This is a genomic window from Desulfovibrio sp. (assembly GCF_019422935.1).
Lineage (GTDB): Bacteria > Desulfobacterota > Desulfovibrionia > Desulfovibrionales > Desulfovibrionaceae > Desulfovibrio.
This window is the reverse complement of record NZ_JAHZCJ010000003.1, coordinates 219,138-242,085: the sequence shown is the minus strand read 5'-3', so window position 1 is coordinate 242,085 and position 22,948 is coordinate 219,138. Positions and strand designations below refer to the sequence as shown.

The following is a 22,948-nucleotide window of genomic DNA, read 5'->3' as shown; positions in this document are numbered from 1 at the left end:
GGTCTGAATCAGCCACGGGCATGCTTGCCGGGGAGCAATCGGCAGGCGCTGCCCGACAGCGCCACAGCGCAAGCGGGAATTTTCATGGCAGAAATACTTCTTGAAAACATATCAAAATCCTTTGGCGACCATACGGTTCTTAAGGATTTATCTCTTGCGGTGCGGGACGGCGAATGCTTCACCCTCATCGGGCCTTCCGGCTGCGGCAAAACTGTGCTGCTGCGCATCATGGCAGGCTTTGAAACACTGGATGCCGGGCGCATGAGCATTGGCGGCGAAGTTGTGGCAGATGCCGAGAGCGGCACGGCCCTGCCCCCCGAGCAGCGTAGCCTTGGCGTGGTGTTTCAGGATTATGCCGTGTGGCCGCACATGACGGTGCGCCAGAACGTGGGCTATCCCCTCAAGATCGCCCGGCGTGATGCCGCGGAGGCTACAGCCCTGGTGCAAAAGAGCATTGACGATGTGAACCTCACCGGCATGGAAGATCGCCTCCCCTCCCAGCTTTCGGGTGGGCAGCAGCAGCGGGTGGCCCTGGCCCGCGCCCTGGTGGCCCAGCCCAGCCTCTTGCTGCTGGATGAGCCGCTGAACAACCTTGATGCCAATCTGCGTGAAGAAATGCGCTTTGAAATCAAGGCACTGCAAAAAAATCTGGGCGTGACCATCCTGTATGTGACCCATGATCAGGAAATCGCGCTGGCCATATCTGACCGTATGGCCCTGCTGGACGAGCAGGGGGCCATCCGCCAGATAGGCACGCCCGAAGAGCTCTTTGCCACGCCAGCAGACGAATTTGTTTTTTCCTTTCTGGGCATGAGCAATTTTTTGCGGGCAACCGTGGGCGGCGGGGTTGCGAGCATTGACGGGCATGTTTTTCCCCTTGAGCCGCCTGCTGGTCTTGCTGGCGAGGTGAGGGTGGGATTTCGCCCCTCAGATGTGCAACTGGGCCGTCAAGGCCAGGGGTTGCGGGCAACGGTGCGCCGCGCCAGCTTTTTGGGCGCGTTTACCGATTATCAGCTCGATGTGTGCGGCCAGCAGGTGCGCACGGCGGTGGATACCCACGAGGCCCTGGCCCGCGATCTGTTGCTGCACGAAGGGGACGAATGCGTCATCAACCTTCGTGGGGCGCACTGGTTCAGCTAGGCTGGATTTTGCAGCAGCGCGCCGCGCAGCGTGCCGGACAATCCGGCGGGCTGGATAACGGGCGCAGGATTACTCCAAATTTGGCGGTCAGGTATGCAAGCAGTCAGACAACAGCGTTCGTGGGGCGTGGCAGAGGTGATTCTGCTGCTCTCCATTGCTATTCTGGTTATCGTGGTCGTGGTGCCGGTGGCGCTCATCTTTTTCAACGCCTTTTTTGTAAACGGGCAGTTCAACGCGGCGGATCTGGTAAAAACCCTCAGCGAGGGCGAAACCTATCAGGCCCTGATGAACTCGCTGTTTATCGCCAGCGGCGTAACCCTCTGCGCCACCACCGTGGGGACGTTTTTTGCATGGCTGGTGACGCGCACGGACATTCCTTACAAGGGTTTTATGAAGAGCATGTTTCTTGTGCCCTTCATGCTGCCCTCGTTCATCGGCGCGTTGGCATGGAAGATGCTGCTCTCGCCCCGCGCGGGCTATATCAACAGGCTCTGGCGCGATGTGACGGGTGCGGAAGATGCCCTGTTCAACATCTTTTCTTATGCGGGCATCATTTCCATTGAAACCATGTATCTTTTCCCCTTTGTGTTCATTCAGGTATGTGGCGCGCTTGAGCGCATGGATCCCACGCTGGAAGAATCGGCCCGGATATCTGGCGCGGGCCTGTTCACCATCACCCGCAAGATAACCCTGCCCCTGGTGCTGCCCAGCATCCTCTCGGGCGCGTTGCTCATCATGCTGTATTCCATGGCGCACTTTGGCACCGTGGCTGTGCTTGGCATCGAGGTGGGCATCTACAACATCCCCACGCTGATTTACGAGCGCATCCATGAGAGCGCGGGCAGCTTTGCCTCCATCCGCACCGGCACGGTACTGGCCTCGGTGCTGGTTGTTACGGCGGGCCTGATTATCTGGCTGCAACGCAAGGTGCTGGGGTCCGGCAAATACCAGATCATCGGGGGCAAGAGCTTCCGACCCATGGAACTCAAGTTGCGCGGTCTGCGCACGCCTCTGTTTGTGTTCTGCCTGCTGTACATAGCCATCACCATTGTGCTGCCCACTGTGACCATCTTTCTTGTGGGCGGGCTTAAAACCTACGGCGTGCCCATCACCTGGGAGAATCTGTCGCTCGACAACTACAAGTACGTGCTTTTTGAGTGGGATCAGACCCAGCAGGCTATCAAAAACAGCATCGGCCTTGGGCTGGCTGCCGCCACCATCACCATGTTTGCGGGCGTCATGATTTCTTACGTCATTGTAAAGATGCAGGTGCGGGGCAAGGGCTTTCTGGAGTTTCTGGGCATGTTGCCTTTTTCCGTACCCGGCTCGGTCATCGCCCTTGGCGTGATACTGGCCTGGAGCGGACGTTTTGGCGTGAATCTTTACAACACCATATGGATTATCCTTATCGCCTACATTGCGCGGTACATGGCATTTTCGCTCAAAGCCAACTCGGCGGCGCTGGAGCAGGTGCACGATTCGCTGGTGGAGGCGGCCCGCGCCTGCGGCGCAAGCATGTGGCAGGCCCTGCGCGATGTGGTGCTGCCCCTGGTGCGGCCCGGCATGGTCGCGGCTTTCTTTCTGATCTTTTTGCCTGCGCTGCGCGAACTGACGGTTTCGGTCATGCTGTACGGCACAACCAGCCGCACCATCGGCGTGGCAATCTACACGCTCAATGAAGACGGCGAGACCGTGACATCTGCGGCTCTGGCCGGCATTGCCCTCATTCTTATCGTGACGGGGCAGAGCATTATCAACCACTTCGCCAAGTCCAGGCAGGCCTGATTATGTCCATTACACTCAGCAATGTTAGCAAGTATTTTGGCAAGGTTAAGGCTGTTTCTTCCCTGAATCTCGAGATAGGCGATGGCGAATGCTTCTCCATGCTCGGGCCATCGGGCTGCGGCAAAACCACAACCCTGCGCATGGTGGCGGGCTTTGAGGATCTGGATGAGGGCGAAATCAGCGTGAACGGCAAGCTGCTTTCGTCCGGCGCCAAAAAGTACTATCTGCCGCCTGAAAAACGCGATTTCGGCATGGTGTTTCAGGCTTTTGCCGTGTGGCCGCACATGAGCGTGTATGAAAATGTGGCTTTTCCGCTACGCATCAAGAAGATCGGCTCGGCGGAGCTGCACAAGCGCACCGCGGATGCCTTGCGGCATACCAACCTGCTGGAAGTTGCGCAAAAAAGCCCTGCGGATCTTTCTGGCGGGGGCAAGCAGCGTGTGGCTCTTGCCCGGGCGCTGGCCATCAATCCTTCAGTCATGCTGTTGGACGAGCCGCTTTCAAGCCTCGACCCGCATCTGCGGGAAGAAATGCGCTTTGAGATCAAGGAACTGCAAAAAATTTACGGTTTCTCCATCATGTATGTGACTCACGATCAGTCGGAGGCCATGGCCCTTTCTGACCGCATTCTGGTGATGAAGAACGGCGTGGTGCAGCAGGTGGCCTCGCCCCTGGAGGTCTACACCCGGCCCGCCAACCGTTTTGTGTTCAGCTTTATCGGGCTGTCCAACTTTACGGAAATGTCGGTAACGGCAATGCACATGCAGCTTGACGGCGTGAGTGCCGACTTCCCGGCGGGCTGCGCCCCGGATGCCTCCATTGTGCAGACCGGGCGGGGAGTTGTTGCAAGCCGCCCCAACGAGATCGATTTTGTGGATGAAGGCGGCGTGCCCGGCATTGTGGAACGGCGTACATTCTTGGGCGAGCAGCTTGACTATCAGGTACGCGTGGGCGAGCAGAGCGTGCGGGTGCAGAAGGGGCGGTACTCCCGAGGCCCGCAGGAAGGCGAAACCTGCCGCCTGCACTTCTTGAAACCCTTGTGGTTCCCAGTGGATGCCGCCAGCTAGTAGTGCGGTTCACTACTACGTCTGATCAGTTTGTCGCTGTTTACGGCCATGCGCTTTTTGGAAATGCGCATGGCCGTTTTGCATTCTGGAGTCTGTGGCCGCCAGGAAAGTCCAGATTTGCATCTGCGGCGGCAGAGAAAAGGACGGTGAAAAATTTTTTAACCGACGACTATCTGACAGTTTGTAAGCCAGCAGCGCGGAAATTTGGACGCGTCCTGCAAAAAAATGACACTGTGACAGGTGTGCGTCAGAAATTTTTTTTATATCTAGATTTTATTTAACCTACTTAAATATAGATCAATATACAATATTGGGCCAAAGCTGCTCTTTTTTGGTAAAAATTTTTGCACGATAGGGCTTGCAAAGTGTTTAGGCCTTCCATATATTCACACCGAAGCGGGAAACCGCTCCATAGGCGTTTGTATGAAACCATAGTCCCAAGCGGGGCAAAAGAAAGGAAGGATAACCATGAAAAAGATCGCTACTCTTCTGTTGGCGGCCGGCCTTGTGTTCGGCGTTGCCACGGGCGCCAGCGCCATCGACTTCAAGGCCAAGGGCCAGTGGATCATGAGCTTCGACTACGGCCAGAACGGCGGTTTCACCGGCGGTAACGGCAAGACGGGCTTCAATCAGTCCACCAAGCAGTACAAGAACGAAGACGAATTCGAAGCTCGTCAGCGCGTTCGTCTGCAGTTGGACGCCGTGGCTTCTGAAGCCCTGTCCGGTACCGTGTTCTTTGAACTCGGCGACCAGGCCTGGGGCCGTTCCGATCAGGGCGGTGCCCTTGGCGCTGACGGCAATAATGTTGTCGAAGTGAAGAACGCCTACATCGACTGGATGGTTCCCCAGACTGACCTGAAGTTCCGCATGGGCATTCAGGGCATGGCTCTGCCCAGCTTCACCACCGGCAGCAACGTCTTTAACGATGACGTGGCCGGCATCACCGCCTCCTACCAGTTCAACGAAACCGTTGGCGTGACCGCCCTGTGGGCCCGTCCTTACAACGACAACTACGTCAATACCGTTGACCACAACGGCAACCGCAGCAGCTACATGGACAACATGGACGTGTTTGCCCTGCTGGTGCCCCTGACCTTTGACGGCGTGAAAGTGACCCCCTGGGTCATGTACAGCGCCATTGGCCCCAACGCCTTCCGTGGCGAGGGTTACAACAAGTACTACAGCAACGTTTCCGGTACCAGCAGCAAGTTTCCTGCCGCTGGTATGATCCCCGTTGGCGGTGCCCTGCATAAGGACGGCAGCGCCAGCACCAAGGCCATGGGCACCTACGGCAACGCCGTGTGGGCTGGCCTGACCGGCGAAGTGACCGCGTTTGATCCCTTCCGCATCGCGTGGGATTTCAACTACGGTTCCGTCTCCTATGAAGACAGCCGCGCCAACCGCGCTGGCTGGCTGGGTTCTTTGCTGTTCGAATACAAGCTTGACTGGGCCATCCCCGGCTTGTACGGCTGGTACGCTTCCGGCGACGACGGCAACCCGGCCAACGGTTCCGAACGCATGCCTTCCATCAGCGTGAACAACAACAACAACGGCTTCTCTGACTTCGCCTTCAACGGCGGACCCATGATTGGCCGCGAAGCCATCCTCGGCTACGACATGTCCGGCACCTGGGGTATCGGCGCCCGCTTGAAGGATATGAGCTTCATCGAAAACCTGAAGCACACCTTCCGCCTGAACCTCATCGGCGGCACCAACAGCACCACCATGACCCGTTACCTTGCTGGTCACAACGGTGCGTACAAGACCCTGAAGGATTCCACTGGCCCCAACTCCCAGTTGGCCGGTATGAACCCCTTGTACATGACCACCAACGACACCGCGTTGGAATTCGGTCTGTCCAACGATTACAAGATGTATGACAACTTCACCGTGTCCCTTGACGCCGCCTACATCGCCACCTGGCTTGACCAGTCCCGCGGCGTGTGGGGCAACAGCAAGATGAACGGCCGTAGCGACCAGGAACGTGATCCCTGGAACGTGAACGTCCGTTTCGTGTACTCCTTCTAAGAGTACCTAGCCTTACGATTAAAAGGGGAGCCTTCGGGTTCCCCTTTTTTGTTGCCCTGCATCCAGCCTACGTCTGCAAGTCGGCAGTGTTAGCCTTGATCGCTCCGTGTCGTTACTTGTTTTATCCTCGTCCCTTCCCGCTGTACTCGTAATGCTTGGCGATGTGCTGCCGCTTCACTGCCTGGCATTCTATTGACCGCAGCTACTTGCAGCATGGGGGCGTAAACAGCTCGGGGCATCAGGCTATTGCGCGTAGTATGAGCGGCCCCCCTTAGCTAATCCACCTCGGCATTTCCATGATCTTTTTGCTGACGAGCGTCATATGCCTCAACTCATCTCGGTGGTGCGTCACCACGCTGTAGTCAGCCTGGTTGCTGCATTTGCTGGGCACGATCAATAGCTACTGTGCATATGGGCCATCCGTATTATAACGCCAAAAGGCGGCGCACCCATTACAGGTGCGCCGCCTTTCGTATGATGGGAGCGGCAGGGCAATCTGCCGCCCCTTTGAACCGGGGATTAACCGAAGAAAGCCTTAAGGTCGTCCTGCGGGGTGCTGATACCGCCGATGCCAAACTGTTCCACCAGCACCTTGGCCACGTTGGGCGAAAGGAAGGCAGGCAGCGTGGGTCCAACGTGGATGTTCTTCACGCCAAGGGCAAGCAGGGCCAGCAGCACGATAACAGCCTTCTGTTCGTACCAGGCAATGTTGTACACGATGGGCAGGTCGTTGATGTCGGCGAGGCCAAACACTTCCTTGAGTTTAAGAGCCACAACGGCCAGGGAGTAAGAGTCGTTGCACTGACCGGCGTCCAGCACGCGGGGGATACCGCCGATATCGCCGAGGTCAAGCTTGTTGTAGCGGTATTTGGCGCAACCGGCGGTAAGGATAACGGTATCCTTGGGCAGGCCTTCGGCAAATTCGGTGTAGTAGGAGCGGCCCTTGAGGCGGCCATCGCAGCCAGCCATGACCACAAATTTTTTGATGGCGCCAGACTTCACAGCGTCAACGACCTTGTCGGCCAGAGCCAGCACTTGATTGTGCGCAAAGCCGCCCACAATTTCGCCGGTCTCAATTTCCGTGGGGGCCGGGCAGGTCTTGGCGTGAGCGATAATGGCCGAAAAGTCCTTGTGTTCGCCGATTTCACCGGGGATGTGTTTGCAACCGGGGAAGCCCACCACCCCTGTGGTGTACACGCGGTCTTTGTAGCTGTCCTTGGGCGGCACAAGGCAGTTGGTGGTCAGCAGGATGGGGCCGTTGAAGGTGTCAAATTCTTCCTTCTGCTTCCACCACGCGTTGCCGTAGTTGCCCTTGAAGTGGCTGAACTTCTTGAAAGCGGGGTAGTAGTGGGCGGGCAGCATTTCGGAGTGGGTGTACACGTCCACGCCCGTGCCTTCGGTCTGCTCAAGCAGCATCTGCAGGTCGCGCAGATCGTGGCCGGAAATCAGGATGCCGGGGTTGGTGCCCACGCCAATGTTGACCTTGGTGATCTCGGGGTTGCCGTAAGTGCCGGTATTGGCGGCATCAAGCAGAGCCATAACGCTCACGCCCTTGTTGCCGGTTTCAAGGGTCAGGGCCACGAGATCGGCCACGGAAAGGCTGTCGTCCAGGGTCTTGGCCAGAGCTTCCTGCAGGAAGTTGTCCACGGCGGGATCATGTTTGCCCAGCACATCGGCGTGCTTGGCATAGGCGGCCATGCCCTTGAGGCCAAAGGTCACGAGCCAGCGCAGGGAGCGAACATCGTCGTCGCTGGTGGCAAGAACGCCCACAGTTGCAGCCTTGGCGAGCATGGCGGCCTTGTCGTCCGCTTCCCACAGGGCAGCGTCGGCCAGCCCGTCGCGCGAGGCAAGCTCGGCCATCAGGGCTTTTTTGGCGGCACAGGTTTTGCGCACGCGCTCGGCGATCATGTCATCGTCAAAGTTGGCATTGGTGATGGTGCAGAAAAGATTGCCCACAACCATACGGTCGATTTCGTGGTTCACGGTCTTGCCCAGGGCGCGCAGCTTCGTGGCAACCAGCGCAAGGCCTTTGGTCACATATACCAGCACATCCTGAAGGGCGGCTGTTTCGGGCTTTTTGCCGCACACGCCTACCTGGGTGCAGCCTTTGTTGCCCACGGTTTCCTGGCACTGATAGCAGAACATGGCGTTACTCATGGGATGTCTCCTGATACTCCGCAAAGCGGAGGCTGGGGGGTGATCCGCCTACGCGGGGGTCTTGGGGGTAGGAAAAACAACGGTAAGCAGCATCTTGAAGCGCTCTTGCGCGCGTACAGAGTGCGGCTGGCCGGCGGGCATGATAATCACTTCACCTGCCTGCACGGTATGTGACTGGCCGCTGATGGTTACCTGCGCCGAGCCTTCGAGCACGAGAACCATGGCATCACCCGTGGAGGTGTGGGCGCTGATTTCTTCGTTGGCGTCAAAGGCAAACAGGGTGATGCCCACAGAGGCGTTTTGGATAAGGGTCTTGCTGGCGATCTGGCCAGGCTGGCACTCGACCTGCGCGGCCAGGGGCAGCGCTGCGGCGAATTCAAGGTTCTTGAGAATGCGGTCCATGAGGCCCTCCTTGTGTTGACGATTCCGTTCTATCAAGGCTGGGACAATGGTTCTGTAACAAATGTTACGGATGCTCAAGAAAATGAAAATATTTTTGGAGCGGGATAAAAAAGGAAGCGATGTGCAATAACCTGAAATTAATTATGAAAAGAATAAATTTCAATCAGGCCGGGAAATATTCGCACAAAAAATTCAGTGAGGCTATGTCAGGTACGCGAATGCTTCTACCCTCCATTTGCAGAAGGCCTTCGTCGCGCATGGCGGCGAGCTCGCGTGAAAGTGAGGGGCGGGTCACGCCCAGAAAATCAGCCATCTGTTCGCGGTTCATTGCCAGTGAAACTATGCCGTCAGGGCGGCGGTGTTCCAGCAGCAAGGCTGCAAGTTTGCGCCGCAAACTGCCGGAGGACAGCAGTGAAATGCGGCGCGTGAGAAAAAAAGCCTTGTGCGCAAAAATGCCGAGCATGTTGCGGATCATGCGTGAATGGACGGAGCAGGCTTTTTCGCAGGTGGCGTAGAAAAACCGGGCGGGTATGCCCAGTATGCGCACAGGCGTTTCCGCCAGGACGCTGCAACCATAGCTCGGCCGGCCCAAAAAAACATGCACCTCGCCGAAAAGATCACCGGGGGCATCCACACGCGCCATGACGGCGCGTCTGCCTTCGGTTGATTCCCGGCACACGTTCACCGCACCTTCCAGCAGCACATACAGTCTTTCCGGTGGGTCGGATTCTGCAAAAATCAGCGCACCCTTGCCGTGCTGCTCTTCAAATGCGCCGCTGCATGCAAGGCACATACGTGCCTCCTGTCCGGTCATTCCAGAAAACAGAGGGGATGCTTCCAGGGCGCGTTCCATGTATTCCTCTTGTAGGTTCTGCATTCCTTGCAGAACCATACTCCAAATTCCGTTTGTGATGCAACCGCACGTTTGCACCCTGTACGCATGAAATAAAAAAGGGGGCAAAAGCCCCCCTTTCTGCGGAATTACGTAAAAGCTTACAACGACGGCATGCCCAGCAGCAACCGGGCGGAAACAACCACCTGCATGATAACCTGGGTGATGTCCTTGACTGCCTGCATGTTCTTGGATTCAACCCTGGGCAGAACCATTACCTGATCACCGGGCAGAATATCATCGCCGTTCTGCGAGACGGAGCCGTTCTGGTGCAGCACAAGAACCTTGTCGTGGTCTGCACGGTTGGTGTAGCCGCCAGCCCCCTTGATGTAATCGTCCACATCCTTCTTTTTGCCCCACAGCATGGCCTGCGGCATCATGACCTCGCCGCTTACCAGCACCACGTCGCTCTTGGGCGGGATCACAATGATATCGCCGTCTTCCAGAGAGAGGTCAGCTTTGTCCGGCCCGCCGTCAAGCACAACCACGCCTTCCGGTTCCACGCTCTTGGCCCGCTCCACGAATTTGGAGACCATCTCTGCCTCCTTGGCGCGGATGGCAGCTTCATCCGCACTGGCGGAGGAAGCTGTGAGGGCTGTTTCCTCCAGCCTGCGCAGGGAATCCGCAATGGCCTTTTTCTGCCGGGCAGCAACGCTCTTGCGTTTGATGTACATGGCCTGAAGGTTGGCACGGCCAGGCTCAACGGCAATAAAGTTTTTCACTTCCTGCAGGCGGGCGCCGCGCCGCACGGGAAAGCGCGAAGCTCCGCGCACTGCGCCCTGCACCTCAACCATCATGGTATTGCCGGGCGCATCTGCAATAAACTGCACCTGATCGCCGTCTTCAAGCATGAGGTTGCGCAGTTCCTTGAGCGGCAGATAGGTGCTGTAGGGCGCGCCGTTGCGGGTGCCGGAGAGGGCGATGTGCGAGGCGCTGTTTTGCGGTTCGGCCAGTTCGATCAGGGCCGTACCGGTGGATTTGCCCTTGGGAAATTCAAATTTTGCAGAGGTGCGCACCGCACCAATGGCCGTAATGGTGGGGCCTTTGTCGCCCACCACAAGAGTGTCTCCCTCCTGTACGCGCACTGCGGGCAACACGCCTTTGCGGGCAAAGGGGTAGAGGTCGAGGCTGGCAACGGCCTTGCCATCGCGCATCAGGCGGATGTCACGATAACTGCCGCGCATGGGGTCAAGGCCACCGGCCTTGTCCAGAAAGCTCAGCAGCGGATCGCCGGGGGTGCCGGTGTAACGGCCAGGTCTGGCAACGCCGCCGGTGACAAAAACAGCCACAGGCCGGGCATCCAGCGGTGCCGCGTAGATCTGCGCATCGGCGTGTCCGTTGGCGGCTAGTTTGCTGCGCAAGGCCTCGGTCAGCTTGTCGTAGCCAAGGCCCGCCACAGGTATGGCCCCCACTTCCGGTACATCCAGATGTCCGTCAGCGGCCACAATCAGGGTGCTGTCCACCTTGAGGTCGCCTCCCCACAGGCGCAGCACCACCCGGTCGCCCGGTGCGATGATGGAGGCATCTTTGGCGTCCTTGGCGGCGTCCTTGCTCTGCGAAAAATTGCCCTGAAACAGGTTGGCAGCGTAGGGCTGGGGTGCGTTCTCGGCCTTGACCGCGCTGGACAGGGCGAAAAAGATCAGCAGAAAAGTAAAAATAGTTCTGTGCGACATGGCAGTGTTGATGCAATGGATTCGGGCTTGCATGGCCCCCAGAGGTGGTTCCGCAAACAGGCTGTATGGCCCCAGGGTTCCGTAGTCAATATTCTCGCAATACCTTGTATCTCTAGTGGTTGGCGGCGCTGAGGTCTGCTCAGGGCATGCCCGTTCAACAGGGCTGCGAGGCTGCAACTGCAACAAGGAAAGCGCACGGGCGTGGTATTCGCCGTGCGCTTCCATAAATAATCACATTTGCCCGGTTTAGCCAGAGGCAATGCACCCTTGATCGTTTTTTGCCAAAGGGCAAGCTGGCAATAGGCCGGAGTCTCAGCCCCGCTACTGCGAAAGCCCTTGTCCCCACACTCGCGGGGCCATGATCCAGCGCCCTTTGTCGTCCTTGCAGATGACAATAACTTCCGCTTCACGCTGGCCTGAAAGCACAGTGCCGCGTTTGCAGTCTTCGCCCTTGGCCGAGGTGAAAAGCTCGTCCAGGCTCACGCGCACCCCCTTGCCAAAATCAGGGTCGTCAACAGTAGCGGTTTCTCCCACTGCGGAGACAATCATGAAGCCAGTGACAGGGCCGGGGGGCGTTTCCGGCTGGGCCGGGGACCCGCCGAAGCCGCACCCGCCGAGCAGCAGGGCCGTAAGAACCGCCAGACCGGAAAGGCCCAGGCGGCTTTTGCCGGGCAGAGCCATCGGCCAATGAGCTGAACGCGTTTGCATGGCATTTCCTTTTAGTGGCTGCCGTATTTTGTGGTAAATACAACCGCTTTTTCCTTCCCTCTCGCAAAGAAACGCGCGGCTGTCAATGCCGCACGCGCTTGTGACCTTGGTTGAGTACTCGTTGGGGGGATAATAGTCACGCTTTTTGCAAAAAACAGGAATTTATCTGTTGATACCATGGTAAGCCAGATGGTTAGCAAAAGCACAATTAATAAATAAGGAATTTTATTTTGCAATTTGTTGTAAGGGTGGTATTTTATGCACAATCTAGAAGTCAGCTTCGGGAGAGGTCATGTCCAAACTGGCAATGAAAACCATCCATGTGCATGACGCCGTGGGCAGTATTTTGTGTCACGACATCACCAGAATTATTCCTGGTGAAAGCAAAGGGCCTGTTTTTCGCAAAGGCCATGTTGTGCGGGAAGAAGACGTTGAGGTGCTGCTGCAGGTTGGCAAAGAGCATCTTTATGTTTTTGAGTCACTGCCCGGCATGGTTCACGAAAACGATGCCGCCGCGCGCGTTATTTCTGCCGTTTCCGGCGGCAACCTGACATGCACGGAGCCCAAGGAAGGGCGTATCGACCTCAAGGCCGCCTGTGACGGGCTGCTGCGTGTGGATGTGCCTGTTCTCAACCGTATAAACAGCCTTGGCGAAATTTCTGTCGCAACTATCCACTCCATGCAGCACGTGACCAAGGGGCGCTCGGTAGCGGGAGCCCGCGTGGTGCCGTTGATGATTGAGGATGAAAAATTGCGGCAGCTAGAATCTTTCGTCGATGGGCCGGTCGTTGAAGTTCTGCCTCTGCGTCGCGCCAGGGTTGGCGTGGTCACAACGGGCAGCGAAGTATTTTACGGGCGCATTCAGGATGCCTTTGGCCCTGTGCTGCGCAAAAAGTTTGCCGCTCTTGGCAGTACGGTGGTGGGGCAGACCCTCACCAGCGACGAAGTGCCCATGACTGCCGGAGCGATCAGGGATTTTCTCGAACAAGGTGCTGATTTTATTGTGGTAACAGGTGGGATGTCTGTTGACCCGGATGATCGCACGCCAACCGCCATCCGCGCTTCCGGAGCGGAGGTGGTCAGCTATGGCGCGCCTGTGTATCCGGGGGCCATGTTCCTCCTGGCCTATGCCCAGGGGGCGGCAGGACGGGTGCCCGTGTTGGGGCTGCCCGGATGCGTCATGTACCACAAGGCCAGCATTTTTGATCTCGTTGTGCCGCGCCTGCTGGCCGGCATTGAGGTAACGGCAGCTGATGTGGCGGCATTGGGGCACGGGGGCTTTTGCTCCCAGTGTGAAGAATGCCGCTATCCGATCTGTCCGTTCGGGAAATAGGAGGCGGAAATCTGACCCCGGGCGCGGATTTACCGCGCAGGCATATACCTTTGTTCATCATTAAAAGGAGTCGCGCATGGAAACAAAAACCCTTGTGATTAACGGCATTCCCCGGCGCTTGCTGGCTAACCCCGACGATATGCTTGTGGACGTGCTGCGCGATCAGTTGCAGCTCACCAGTGTCAAAGTTGGTTGCGGCAAGGGTCAGTGCGGTGCCTGCACGGTGATCCTTGACGGCAAAGTTGTACGCGCCTGCGTGGTCAAAATGAGCCGCGTGGCAGAAAACGCCGCCGTAACCACGCTTGAAGGCGTGGGTACGCCCAACAACCTGCATCCGCTCCAGCATTCCTGGATTTACCACGGCGCGGCCCAGTGCGGTTTCTGTACCCCCGGTTTCATCGTTTCGGCCAAGGCCCTGCTTGATTCCAATCCCAATCCCAGCCGTGAAGACGTGCGCGACTGGTTCCAGAAAAATCACAACGTCTGCCGCTGTACGGGCTACAAGCCCCTGGTGGACGCGGTCATGGACGCTGCCGCCCTCATGCGCGGTGATAAAACGCTGGACGACGTTACCTTCAAGATGCCTGCCGATGGCCGCATCTGGGGTTCCACCATGCCCCGTCCTTCTGCTGTCGCCAAGGTGACCGGCACCGCCGAATTCGGCGCGGACGCGGCGCACCGCCTGCCCGCCAACACCCTGCACCTCGCCATTGCCCAGGCCAAGGTATCCCATGCCAACATCAAGGGCATCGACACCTCTGAAGCCGAAAAAATGCCCGGCGTGTACAAGGTGCTGACCCACAAGGACGTGAAGGGCAGGAACCGCATCACCGGCCTGATCACCTTCCCCACCAACAAGGGCGACGGCTGGGAACGTCCCATCCTTAACGATACCAAAATCTTCCAGTACGGCGATGCTCTTGCCATCGTCTGCGCGGACTCCGAATGCAACGCTCGCGCCGCGGCTGAAAAGGTCAAGTTTGACCTTGAGCTGCTGCCCGAATACATGAGCGCCCCCGAGGCCATGGCCCCGGACGCCATCGAAATCCACCCCGGCACCCCCAACATCTACTACGACCAGATTGAGGAAAAAGGCGCGGATACAGCTCCCTTCTTCAATGATCCGGCAAACGTTGTTGCGGAAGGCGATTACTACACCCAGCGCCAGCCCCACCTGCCCATCGAACCCGATGTGGGCTACGGCTATGTGAACGACAAGGGCCAGGTGGTTCTCCACTCCAAGTCCGTTGCCATCCATCTGCACGCGCTGATGATCGCCCCCGGCCTTGGCCTGGAATTCCCCAAGGATCTCGTACTGGTGCAGAACACCACCGGTGGTACCTTTGGCTACAAGTTCAGCCCCACCATGGAAGCCCTTGTGGGCGTGGCCGTTATGGCTACCGGCCGTCCCTGCCACCTGCGTTACAACTACGAACAGCAGCAGAACTACACCGGCAAGCGTTCGCCCTTCTGGACGACCGTGCGTTTTGCCGCCAACAAGCAGGGCAAGATTCTTGCCATGGAAACGGACTGGAGCGTTGACCACGGTCCTTATTCCGAATTTGGCGATCTGCTCACCCTGCGCGGCGCGCAGTATATCGGCGCTGGTTACGGCATCGCCAACATTCGCGGCAAGGGTCGTACCGTTGCCACCAACCACTGCTGGGGGGCGGCTTTCCGCGGTTACGGCTCAACGGAATCCGAATTCCCCTCCGAAGTGCTCATGGACGAACTGGCTGAAAAGCTGGGCATGGATCCCTTCGACATCCGCGAGCTGAACTGCTACCGCGAAGGCGATACCAACCCCTCCGGTCAGGTGCCTGAAGTCATGAGCCTGCCCGAAATGTTCCAGAAAATGCGCCCCTACTACGAAGAAGCCAAAAAGACCGTTAAGGCCAAGTCCACCGCCGAAGTCAAACGCGGCGTGGGTGTTGCCCTTGGCGTGTACGGCGCTGGCCTTGACGGGCCGGACACCTCCGAAGCCTGGGCCGAACTGAACCCCGACGGCAGCGTGACCGTGGGCAACTCGTGGGAAGATCACGGTCAGGGCGCTGATTCCGGCACCCTGGGCACCGCCCATGAAGCCTTGCGCCCCCTGAACATCAAGCCCGAAAATATCCACCTGGTCATGAACGATACCAGCAAGACCCCCAATTCCGGCCCTGCTGGCGGTTCGCGTTCTCAGGTCGTCACGGGCAACGCCACCCGCGTGGCCTGCGAAATGCTTATTGAAGGCATGCGCAAGCCCAGCGGCGGCTTCTTTACCTATGAGGAAATGAAGGCTGAAGGTCGCCCCGTGCACTATGACGGCAAGTGGTCTGCTCCGGCCAAGGACTGCGACGGCAAGGGTCAGGGCGAACCCTTTGCCTGCTACATGTACGGTCTGTTCCTTGCCGAAGTGGCCGTTGAGGTCGCCACCGGCAAAACCACGGTTGAAAAGCTTGTGTGCGTGGCCGACATCGGCACCCTGTGCAACAAGCTGGTGGTTGACGGCCAGATCTACGGCGGCTTGGCGCAGGGCGTTGGCCTTGCCCTGACCGAAGACTACGAAGACCTGAAGAAGCACAGCACTCTTGCTGGCGCGGGCGTGCCCACCATCAAGATGATTCCTGACGACATGGAAATCGTCTATGTGCAGACCCCCCGCAAGGCTGGCCCCTTCGGCGCTTCCGGCGTGGGCGAAATGCCCCTCACCGCGCCGCATCCTGCCATCATCAACGCCATCTACAATGCTTGCGGCGCGCGCGTGCGCCACTTGCCCGCCCGCCCCGAAAAGGTGTTGGCGGCCATGCCCAAGTAGCGTAGGATTGCGGTAAACATCTGGAGACACTGGGGAGAATCCCGATTTAAAGGGATTCTCCCCATATCCCAGCCCCATGTTTATTCGATTGATCTACCGCGCGCCGGGCCATGAGCGCCGTAACGGTGTGCAATGTTTTTGCATCGGGGCTTTCGGGGGTATCTCTGAAAGCCCCGTTTGTATTTTCCCCTTGCCGCAGCGCATGTCTGCACCAAGCCAGCGAGAACAATCGCCATGATGGATCAACAACGTCTGCACGAAATAGAGTCGCACTGCACACAGGAAAGCCCGCCCCGTTGCAGGGTGGCTTGTCCTTTTGATCTGGATGTGCGCGCCTTCATGGCCCGTATGGCTGAGGGCAAGCAGGGCGAGGCCCGCAAGGTGCTTGAGCGGCACTTGCCCCTGCCCGGCATTATTGCCCGCATTTGCGATCACCCCTGTGAAAACGCCTGTTTGCGGCAGGATCTTGGCGGCAGCCTCGCCATGCACGGTCTTGAACTCTCGTGCATGCTTGCGGTGGGCGCGCAGACCCGTCTGCTGCCTTTGCCGCCCAAAAAATTCCGTATGGCCATCATGGGCACCGGGCTTGCCGGGCTCACGGCAGCCTGGGATCTGTCGCGCAAGGCCTATCCCGTTACGGTTTTTCACTCAGGCGCGCCGGGCGAGTTTTTGCAGGCAGTGCATCCCGCACTGGCGGCAGACAATACGGCGGGCATTGCCAAGGATTTTTTGGTGGAAGACATGGAAGCTCTTGCCCGCCAGAAGGTCAGTTTTACGCAGGCAAATCTTGACGCCGCGCTGCTGGAAAAGCTGGCTGCGGAGTATGACGCCGTGCTGGTGGATGCCGATGCCGTGCAGCAGCTTGCACCCGGTCTTGCACCAGATGAAGCGCAGGTGGATGCGGAAACCTTGCTCTGGCGCGGTAATATCTGCTGCGCTGGCTGGCGCAGCAGCACCCCCACAGGTCACACTTTTGCCTCCCCTTCGCGTCAGGCGGGGCAGGGGCGGCATGCGGCGCAGACCATGGAGCGCGTGACCAGCGGCGTTTCCCTCACCGCCGCGCGTGACAAATCTCAGGGGCCGCTGCACACCGATGTGACAGGTATTGCGCCCGTGCCGCGTATGGAACCAGCCGCGCAGGCCGCTTGCGGCGAACCGCTCTATTCTGCGGAGGAATCCGCGCGCGAGGCGGAGCGCTGCCTGCAATGCCAGTGTATGATCTGCGTGCGCGAATGCGTATATTTGCAGAAATACAAGGGCTATCCGCGCCTCTACGCACGTCAGGTCAATAACAACGCGTCCATCGTCAAGGGCCTGCACACGGCCAATGCCCTCATCAATGGCTGCGCCCTGTGCGGCCAGTGCGAGGAGCTGTGCCCGGAAAATTTTTCCATGGCCGAGCTGTGCCTCTCCGCACGGGAAGACATGGTGGAACGCGGCTTTATGCCGCCCACGGCCCACGAATTTGCGCTTGAGGATATGGAAAGCGCCTCCGGGCCGGAATGCGCACTGGTCTTGCCGCCCTTTTCGCCAGCCGCCGAATCCCAGGGCGCTGGCGAGCAGTGGCTGTTCTTCCCCGGCTGTCAGTTGGCTGCGGCCCGCGTGGAACAAACGGCGGCACTTTATGATCTGCTGCGCGAAAAGTTGGGCAACGGCCTGAAATCCGGCGTGGGCATCATGCTTTCCTGCTGCGGCATCCCGGCGCGCTGGGCCGGAAGAACGGCCCTGTTCAAGGAACATACGGACAAACTGCGTACCGCCTGGGAGGGACTGGGCAAACCGCGCATCATGGCGGCCTGTTCTTCCTGCCTTACGGCCTTGAGGGAAGCCCTGCCGGAAGCGCAGACCGTTTCCGTGTGGGAAGTGTTGGACGGCTTGCCCTTTGAGGCTCCCGCTGCTGGTAATTCACTGCCCTCGGTTTTTTCCATTCAGGATCCCTGCACCGCCAGGCACGATGCGGCCTGGCTTGCCGCTGTGCGCAGTCTGGCTGACAAATGCGGGGCAAAAATTGAAGAACCGCGCCTTTCCGGCGCATCTACAGCCTGTTGCGGCTACGGCGGCCTCGTGTGGTGCGCCCAGCCGGAAACCGCCCGCGCCATGAGCGATCACCGGGCCGCCCAGCTTGAGCACCCCGGCCTTGCCTCGTGCATCATGTGCCGTGACCGCATAGCGGCCAGCGGCAAGGAATGCTGGCATCTGCTTGATTTGCTGCTGCCAGCGTCAGGCAAGGCGCAGTCTGGCGCGGCTCAAGGGCCGGGCCTTTCGGCGCGCCGCGCCAACAGGGCTGCCTTGCGCCGCAAACTGCTGGAAAAATATGGCAGCGCCGCCGGGCAACAGGCCCTGCCTGCAGACACGCCCGAGCAGGCGGGAAAGGGCAGGGTGCTGGTGACGGAGGAAGTGCTGGCGCGGCTGGAAGAGCGGCATATCCTGCTTTCAGACGTGGAAGGGGCAGTTATGGGGGCCGAGGCCAGCGGGCACTGGTTTGAAAATCTGGATGACGGGCACCGTCTTGGTTCGTGGCGACCCAGAAAGGTGACTTTTTGGGTGGAATACGAGGCGCAGGGCGAGGCCTTTGTCCTGCACGATGCGTGGTGCCACCGGATGGTGGTGCCGGGTTCCGGCGGTCAGGAAGCTGCGGATGTCATCAACAGCCACCAGTGCTGCACCGATGGGCAGCGTCCCAATATGCAGGGTGCGCAAAATGGCGGGCAGAGAGGTGAACAGTCATGAGCATGGGGCCAAACTACGGGCCGGACGGCGGCCAGTGGGTATGCGGGCGTTGCCGTGTTGCCCTTGAGCAGGTGAAGGTTCCGGTTTTTTATCTCAACAGCGCCTTTGACGTGTTTTTGCCGCGCTGCCCCAAGTGCGGGCTGACGCAGGTGCCCAAATCTCTGGCCGAAGGCAAGATGCTTGAGGTGGAAGCCCTGCTGGAAGATAAATGAGCGCACTGTGGGAAAGGGCCGATTTTCGCAGCGCTGCTGGTGACGCTTGGCGTCCCGGCGGCGTGGAGCTGACGCGCCGCGCCCTGGCGTGGTGCGCTTCTGCGGGCCTGCTCGCGCCCGGCGGGCTGGTTCTTGACCTTGGCAGCGGGGCAGGGGCGACATTGCGCCTGCTTACGCAGATGGGCTACCGCGCCGTGGGGCTGGACAAACACGCTGCGGCTGGAATTTCTGTCGATGCCGCCCCTTCTGCTGACGCATCACAGAGTGATGATTGCCGCATTGTGCGGGCCGATCTTGAGCGCCCGCCGCTTGCCGCAGACTCCTGCGACGGCATAGTGTGCGAGTGTGTTCTTTCCCTGCTGCACAATCCTCTTGCAACTTTGCGCGCCGCCTGCCGCGCCCTGCGCCCCGGCGGGGTGATGGTGGTCAGCGACCTCATGTTGCGGCCAGGGTATGAACGCCCCGGCAGCACCGGCTGCTCTGGTGCAGGCTCTTCCCGCTCCAGTTGTTCCTGTTCCGGTCACGCAAGCGCAGTACAATCGACCTCGTCCCAATCCATCCCGCCGACAACAGCGACAGCTGAGCCACTCCCGGAAAAATACGCAGCACCGGGTTCATCGTGCCTTGCGGGTGCGCGGCCTGAATCTGCGTGGCGCGGGTTTGTGGAAGCGGCTGGCTTGCACCTGCTGCATTTTGAGGACAACAGCCGCGCTCTGGTGGAACTGGCCGCCCGCATGATCTGGTACAGCGACGACGCAACCCGGCCCTCGGCGAATAGCAGCAGCCATGGCTGCGCATGCGGGGGCGCTGGCCCAGGAAAAGCTTGGCGCACCTATGGATACGGCCTTTGGATTGCCCGAAAGGAGACGCTATGAATCCTATGATGATGGAATTGCTGCCCCTGGTGCATCAGGGCTACTGCTGCAGCCAGTTGCTGCTTCTGCTCATGCTGCAGGCTCAGGACAGGCAGAACCCCGGCGTGGTGCGCGCCGCGCAGGGGTTGTGCCACGGCATCGGTCAATCGGACGGCCCCTGTGGCCTTTTGACCGGCGGGGCCTGCGCCCTGGCTCTGGTTGCGGGCAAGGGGGCAGAGGATGAAATTCCGCATCCCATGCTCACCCCTCTGCTCAATGATTACGCCACATGGTTTTATGACCGCACGGAAGCTTACGGCGGCCAGCGCTGCGGGCAGATTGCGGCGGGGCTCGGCGCGACTTCCGGCGCTGCGGGTGAACAGCCAAACCCTGTGGCTTGCGGCGACTTGCTGGCGGAATGCTGGGGAAAAATTATGGAACTGGTTCAGAGTTACGAGCTGGATCTGACGGAAAAGGCATGACCTTACGCCGCACCCAGAGCCTTTGCCCCGTGTGCTTGCGCCGGGTAGAGGCTACCTATGAACGCTCGGTCAAGGATCCCCTCACTGTCGTGCTGCGCAAAACTTGCCCGGATCACGGAACGTTCAGTGTCCCCGTATGGCGGGAGGCCAAGCCCGGTGCGGTTGCCACGCCGCCCTTTGCAGCATGGTTACGGCCCAAAAGCCCCTCCTACCCGGCCAATCCGCATACGCCCATCCGCGACGGCTGCCCTTTTGACTGCGGCCTTTGCCCGGCCCACGCCCAACATACCTGCACAGGTTTGTTTGAAGTGACCATGCGGTGCGATATGGCCTGCCCCGTGTGTTATGCCTCTGCTGGTTCCATGTCGAATCAAAATTCTGGAGTGGCGGGAGACGTGCCACTGAGCGTGATTGCCGCACAGATGGACACCCTTAAGGCCGCGTCCGGCCCCTGCAACGTGCAGATATCCGGCGGGGAGCCGACCATGCGTGATGACCTGCCGCAGATCATCGCTCTTGCGCGGCAACGCGGCTTTGGGCTGGTGCAGATCAATACCAACGGACTGCGCCTGTCGCGCGAGCAAGGTTATGCCCGCGCGCTGCGCGAGGCCGGGCTTGATTCCGTCTATCTGCAATGGGACGGCGTGCGCGAGAGCAGTTTTACTAGCCTGCGGGGCAGGGAATGTCTTGATTTCAAGCTCCGCGCCGTGCGCAATTGCGCAGAGGCAGGGCTTGGCGTGGTGCTGGTGGCAACTCTTGTGCGCGACGTCAACGATGGTGAACTGGGCGATCTGCTGCGCATGGCGCTGGAGCTTGGCCCGGCGGTGCGGGGGCTGCACATGCAGCCAGCTGCCTTTTTTGGGCGCTACCCCTGGCGGCTGGAGGAAGCCCCGCGCCTGACCCTGCCCGAAGTGATGGGCGCGCTTGCCCGGCAGGCGCCGGAAATGATCAGCCCTAGCCACCTGCACCCGCCGGGATGCGAAAACGAACTGTGTTCGTTCAGCGCAGTGTACCGCCGGGTGCAGAAAAACGGCGCACCTTCGCTGGAATGGCTGGCCGATGGGGGGCAGTCATGTTGTTCGCCTGCGCCGCAGTCCGCTGGCGCGGAAGTGCCGCCGCCAGCGGAGGACGGCGCGCGCAAGGCCAAGCAGTTTGTGGCCCTGCACTGGAAGGGCGGCACCGGCGGCGGGGAATCTGCCTGTGCCTGCGGGGGGGCATCTGACTCTGGCAGCGCAGACGGCTTCAGCCGATTTCTGGCTCAGGCCGGGGCAGAGCAGCGTTTCACGCTTTCGGCCATGGCCTTTCAGGATGCCCTGAGCCTCGACCTTGACCGTGTGCGCGGCTGCTGCATCCATGTGGTGCGGCCTGACGGGCGTATGATTCCGTTCTGTCTGCACAACCTCACTGCCAGCGATGGCACGCGCCTGTATGGTGACGCCTAGTGACAGATACCGCGAATCAACCTTCCATAACGGGTTTCGGCTCCTGCCCGCTGGATCTCTGGCTGGCACGTCAGTGCGGAGCGTGCAGCGCCGGGGAACTGCCCGCCAAGCTGGCGGCAGCGCAGGTGACCCTGCTGCGCAGCACCTTGCGGCAGGCTGTGCGCGGGGCGTTTTATGCCAGACATTTGCGGGAGTGCAATCTTGATATAACCAGTGTGGATGATCTGGAGCGCCTGCCCTTCACTACTGCGGAAGACCTGCGCAACTGGGGTGAATTTTTGTGCGTTTCGCAAGGGGATGTGCAGCGTATGGTCACGCTGCACACGTCAGGTACCACGGGGCAACCCAAACGGCTTGCCTTTACTGATGCGGATCTGGCCCGCACGCGCGATTTTTTCGCCGTGGGCATGAGTCAGCTTGTGGGCGCGGGGCAGCGATTGGCAGTGCTGTTGCCCGGTGCGGAGCGGCCTGACGGCGTGGCCGACCTGCTGCGACAGGCTTTGGGCGCGACGGGTGTGGAGGTGCTGGCCCCACCGCCGGAAGTCCACGCAAGACCATCGGCAGGTGCTGGCCCTTGCGCGGAGGCTGGTGGAGAACAGGGCAAAGGGCCTGGCAGTATTTCAGCGCCGGGCAAAGCCCTTGCCCAATGGCTGGAGCAGGCAAAGCCCCACTGCCTTGTGGCCGCGCCCGCGCAACTCGCCCTTTTGCTGAAGCGCTTTCCCGACCAAGGGCCGGAGGGGCTTGCGGGCATACTCACCAGCGCGGAGCCTCTGGATAATGCACTTGGTCAGGCCTTGCGCCAGGCTTGGCAATGCGAGATTCTGGATCACTACGGCCTCACCGAAACCGCCTACGGCTGCGCGGTGGAATGCCCCGCCCACCAGGGTTTTCATGTGCGAGAACTGGACGTTCTGATAGAAATAGTAGATATTTCAGGGCGTAAAGTATTGGCCCCAGGCGAGGAAGGCGAGGTTGCCATTACCACGCTCCAACGGCAGGCAATGCCTTTGGTGCGATATCGAACCGGTGATGTGGCCTGTCTGCTGTCAGCCCCTTGCGCCTGCGGTAGCCCTTTGCGCAGGCTTGGCCCTGTGCGTGGCCGCATTGAACGCAAAGGTGGGCAGCCGCCGCGCATCGTGCGTCCCACCAAGGGGCGGGGTGTTTAACGCTTGATGGCATGCCCCATCGATGGGGCTATTGTATCGGCCCCATACATTGATTGTTCCCAGCGCAGTAACGCGAA

Annotated in this window: 17 protein-coding genes; 12 read left to right on the top strand and 5 right to left on the bottom strand. The window is 59.6% G+C overall.

Features of this window, described 5'->3' with window-relative positions; genetic code table 11:
* The first annotated feature begins 84 nt into the window (after positions 1–84).
* The 4 genes from QZ383_RS06345 (at position 85) to QZ383_RS06330 (ending at position 6,020) form a co-directional block, all read left to right on the top strand.
* On the top strand, positions 85–1,140 hold the full coding sequence (locus QZ383_RS06345; protein ID WP_291443983.1) for an ABC transporter ATP-binding protein: 1,056 nt from the start codon (positions 85–87) through the stop codon (positions 1,138–1,140).
* Between the two features lie 93 nt (positions 1,141–1,233).
* Entirely contained in the window at positions 1,234–2,925 is a 1,692-nt protein-coding gene (locus QZ383_RS06340; protein ID WP_240824836.1) for an iron ABC transporter permease, read from the top strand.
* A gap of 2 nt (positions 2,926–2,927) precedes the next feature.
* Positions 2,928–3,992: an ABC transporter ATP-binding protein gene (locus QZ383_RS06335; RefSeq protein WP_291443981.1), complete on the top strand. Its 1,065-nt coding sequence runs from the start codon at positions 2,928–2,930 to the stop codon at positions 3,990–3,992.
* A 468-nt stretch (positions 3,993–4,460) separates the two neighbouring features.
* Positions 4,461–6,020, top strand: a complete 1,560-nt coding sequence (locus QZ383_RS06330; RefSeq protein WP_291443980.1) for an outer membrane homotrimeric porin — start codon at positions 4,461–4,463, stop codon at positions 6,018–6,020.
* Between the two features lie 519 nt (positions 6,021–6,539).
* Here the strand turns inward: QZ383_RS06330 and hcp are convergent.
* The 5 genes from hcp to QZ383_RS06305 all read right to left on the bottom strand — a co-directional run bounded on the left by hcp (position 6,540) and on the right by QZ383_RS06305 (position 11,852).
* The gene (gene hcp, locus QZ383_RS06325; protein ID WP_291444076.1) at positions 6,540–8,165 is read right to left on the bottom strand and encodes a hydroxylamine reductase; all 1,626 of its coding nucleotides are present in this window, start codon (positions 8,163–8,165) and stop codon (positions 6,540–6,542) included.
* A gap of 60 nt (positions 8,166–8,225) precedes the next feature.
* Complete coding sequence (locus tag QZ383_RS06320) at positions 8,226–8,579, bottom strand: cupin domain-containing protein (RefSeq protein WP_291443979.1); 354 nt, start codon at positions 8,577–8,579, stop codon at positions 8,226–8,228.
* Positions 8,580–8,742: 163 nt separating this feature from the next.
* The gene (locus tag QZ383_RS06315; RefSeq protein WP_291443977.1) at positions 8,743–9,432 is read right to left on the bottom strand and encodes a Crp/Fnr family transcriptional regulator; all 690 of its coding nucleotides are present in this window, start codon (positions 9,430–9,432) and stop codon (positions 8,743–8,745) included.
* Between the two features lie 140 nt (positions 9,433–9,572).
* Positions 9,573–11,369 carry a polysaccharide biosynthesis/export family protein gene (locus QZ383_RS06310; protein ID WP_291443976.1) on the bottom strand — a complete coding sequence of 599 codons (1,797 nt, stop codon included), beginning with the start codon at positions 11,367–11,369 and terminating at the stop codon, positions 9,573–9,575.
* A gap of 96 nt (positions 11,370–11,465) precedes the next feature.
* A complete protein-coding gene (locus QZ383_RS06305) occupies positions 11,466–11,852 on the bottom strand; it encodes a DVU3141 family protein (RefSeq protein ID WP_291443975.1) in 387 nt (128 codons plus the stop codon).
* Positions 11,853–12,159: 307 nt separating this feature from the next.
* Here QZ383_RS06305 and QZ383_RS06300 point away from each other — a divergent pair, with 307 nt between their 5' ends.
* From QZ383_RS06300 to QZ383_RS06265, 8 genes are all read left to right on the top strand, one after another.
* The gene (locus QZ383_RS06300; RefSeq protein ID WP_346770018.1) at positions 12,160–13,185 is read left to right on the top strand and encodes a molybdopterin-binding protein; all 1,026 of its coding nucleotides are present in this window, start codon (positions 12,160–12,162) and stop codon (positions 13,183–13,185) included.
* A gap of 76 nt (positions 13,186–13,261) precedes the next feature.
* On the top strand, positions 13,262–15,985 hold the full coding sequence (locus QZ383_RS06295; protein ID WP_291443973.1) for a molybdopterin-dependent aldehyde oxidoreductase: 2,724 nt from the start codon (positions 13,262–13,264) through the stop codon (positions 15,983–15,985).
* Positions 15,986–16,219: 234 nt separating this feature from the next.
* Complete coding sequence (locus QZ383_RS06290) at positions 16,220–18,715, top strand: pyridine nucleotide-disulfide oxidoreductase/dicluster-binding protein (RefSeq protein WP_291443972.1); 2,496 nt, start codon at positions 16,220–16,222, stop codon at positions 18,713–18,715.
* A complete protein-coding gene (locus QZ383_RS06285) occupies positions 18,712–18,927 on the top strand; it encodes a DVU_1557 family redox protein (RefSeq protein WP_192113326.1) in 216 nt (71 codons plus the stop codon). Before QZ383_RS06290 ends, QZ383_RS06285 begins: the two co-directional genes overlap by 4 nt.
* Entirely contained in the window at positions 18,924–19,802 is an 879-nt protein-coding gene (gene trsM, locus QZ383_RS06280) for a DVU_1556 family methyltransferase (protein WP_291443970.1), read from the top strand. The genes QZ383_RS06285 and trsM overlap by 4 nt, the downstream gene beginning before the upstream one ends.
* Positions 19,799–20,263 (top strand): DVU_1555 family C-GCAxxG-C-C protein, encoded by a 465-nt coding sequence (locus tag QZ383_RS06275; RefSeq protein WP_022659532.1) that lies wholly within the window; start codon positions 19,799–19,801, stop codon positions 20,261–20,263. Before trsM ends, QZ383_RS06275 begins: the two co-directional genes overlap by 4 nt.
* On the top strand, positions 20,260–21,705 hold the full coding sequence (gene trsS / locus QZ383_RS06270) for a radical SAM (seleno)protein TrsS (RefSeq protein WP_291443968.1): 1,446 nt from the start codon (positions 20,260–20,262) through the stop codon (positions 21,703–21,705). Before QZ383_RS06275 ends, trsS begins: the two co-directional genes overlap by 4 nt.
* On the top strand, positions 21,705–22,871 hold the full coding sequence (locus QZ383_RS06265) for a DVU_1553 family AMP-dependent CoA ligase (RefSeq protein ID WP_291443966.1): 1,167 nt from the start codon (positions 21,705–21,707) through the stop codon (positions 22,869–22,871). Before trsS ends, QZ383_RS06265 begins: the two co-directional genes overlap by 1 nt.
* Positions 22,872–22,948: the final 77 nt, after the last annotated feature.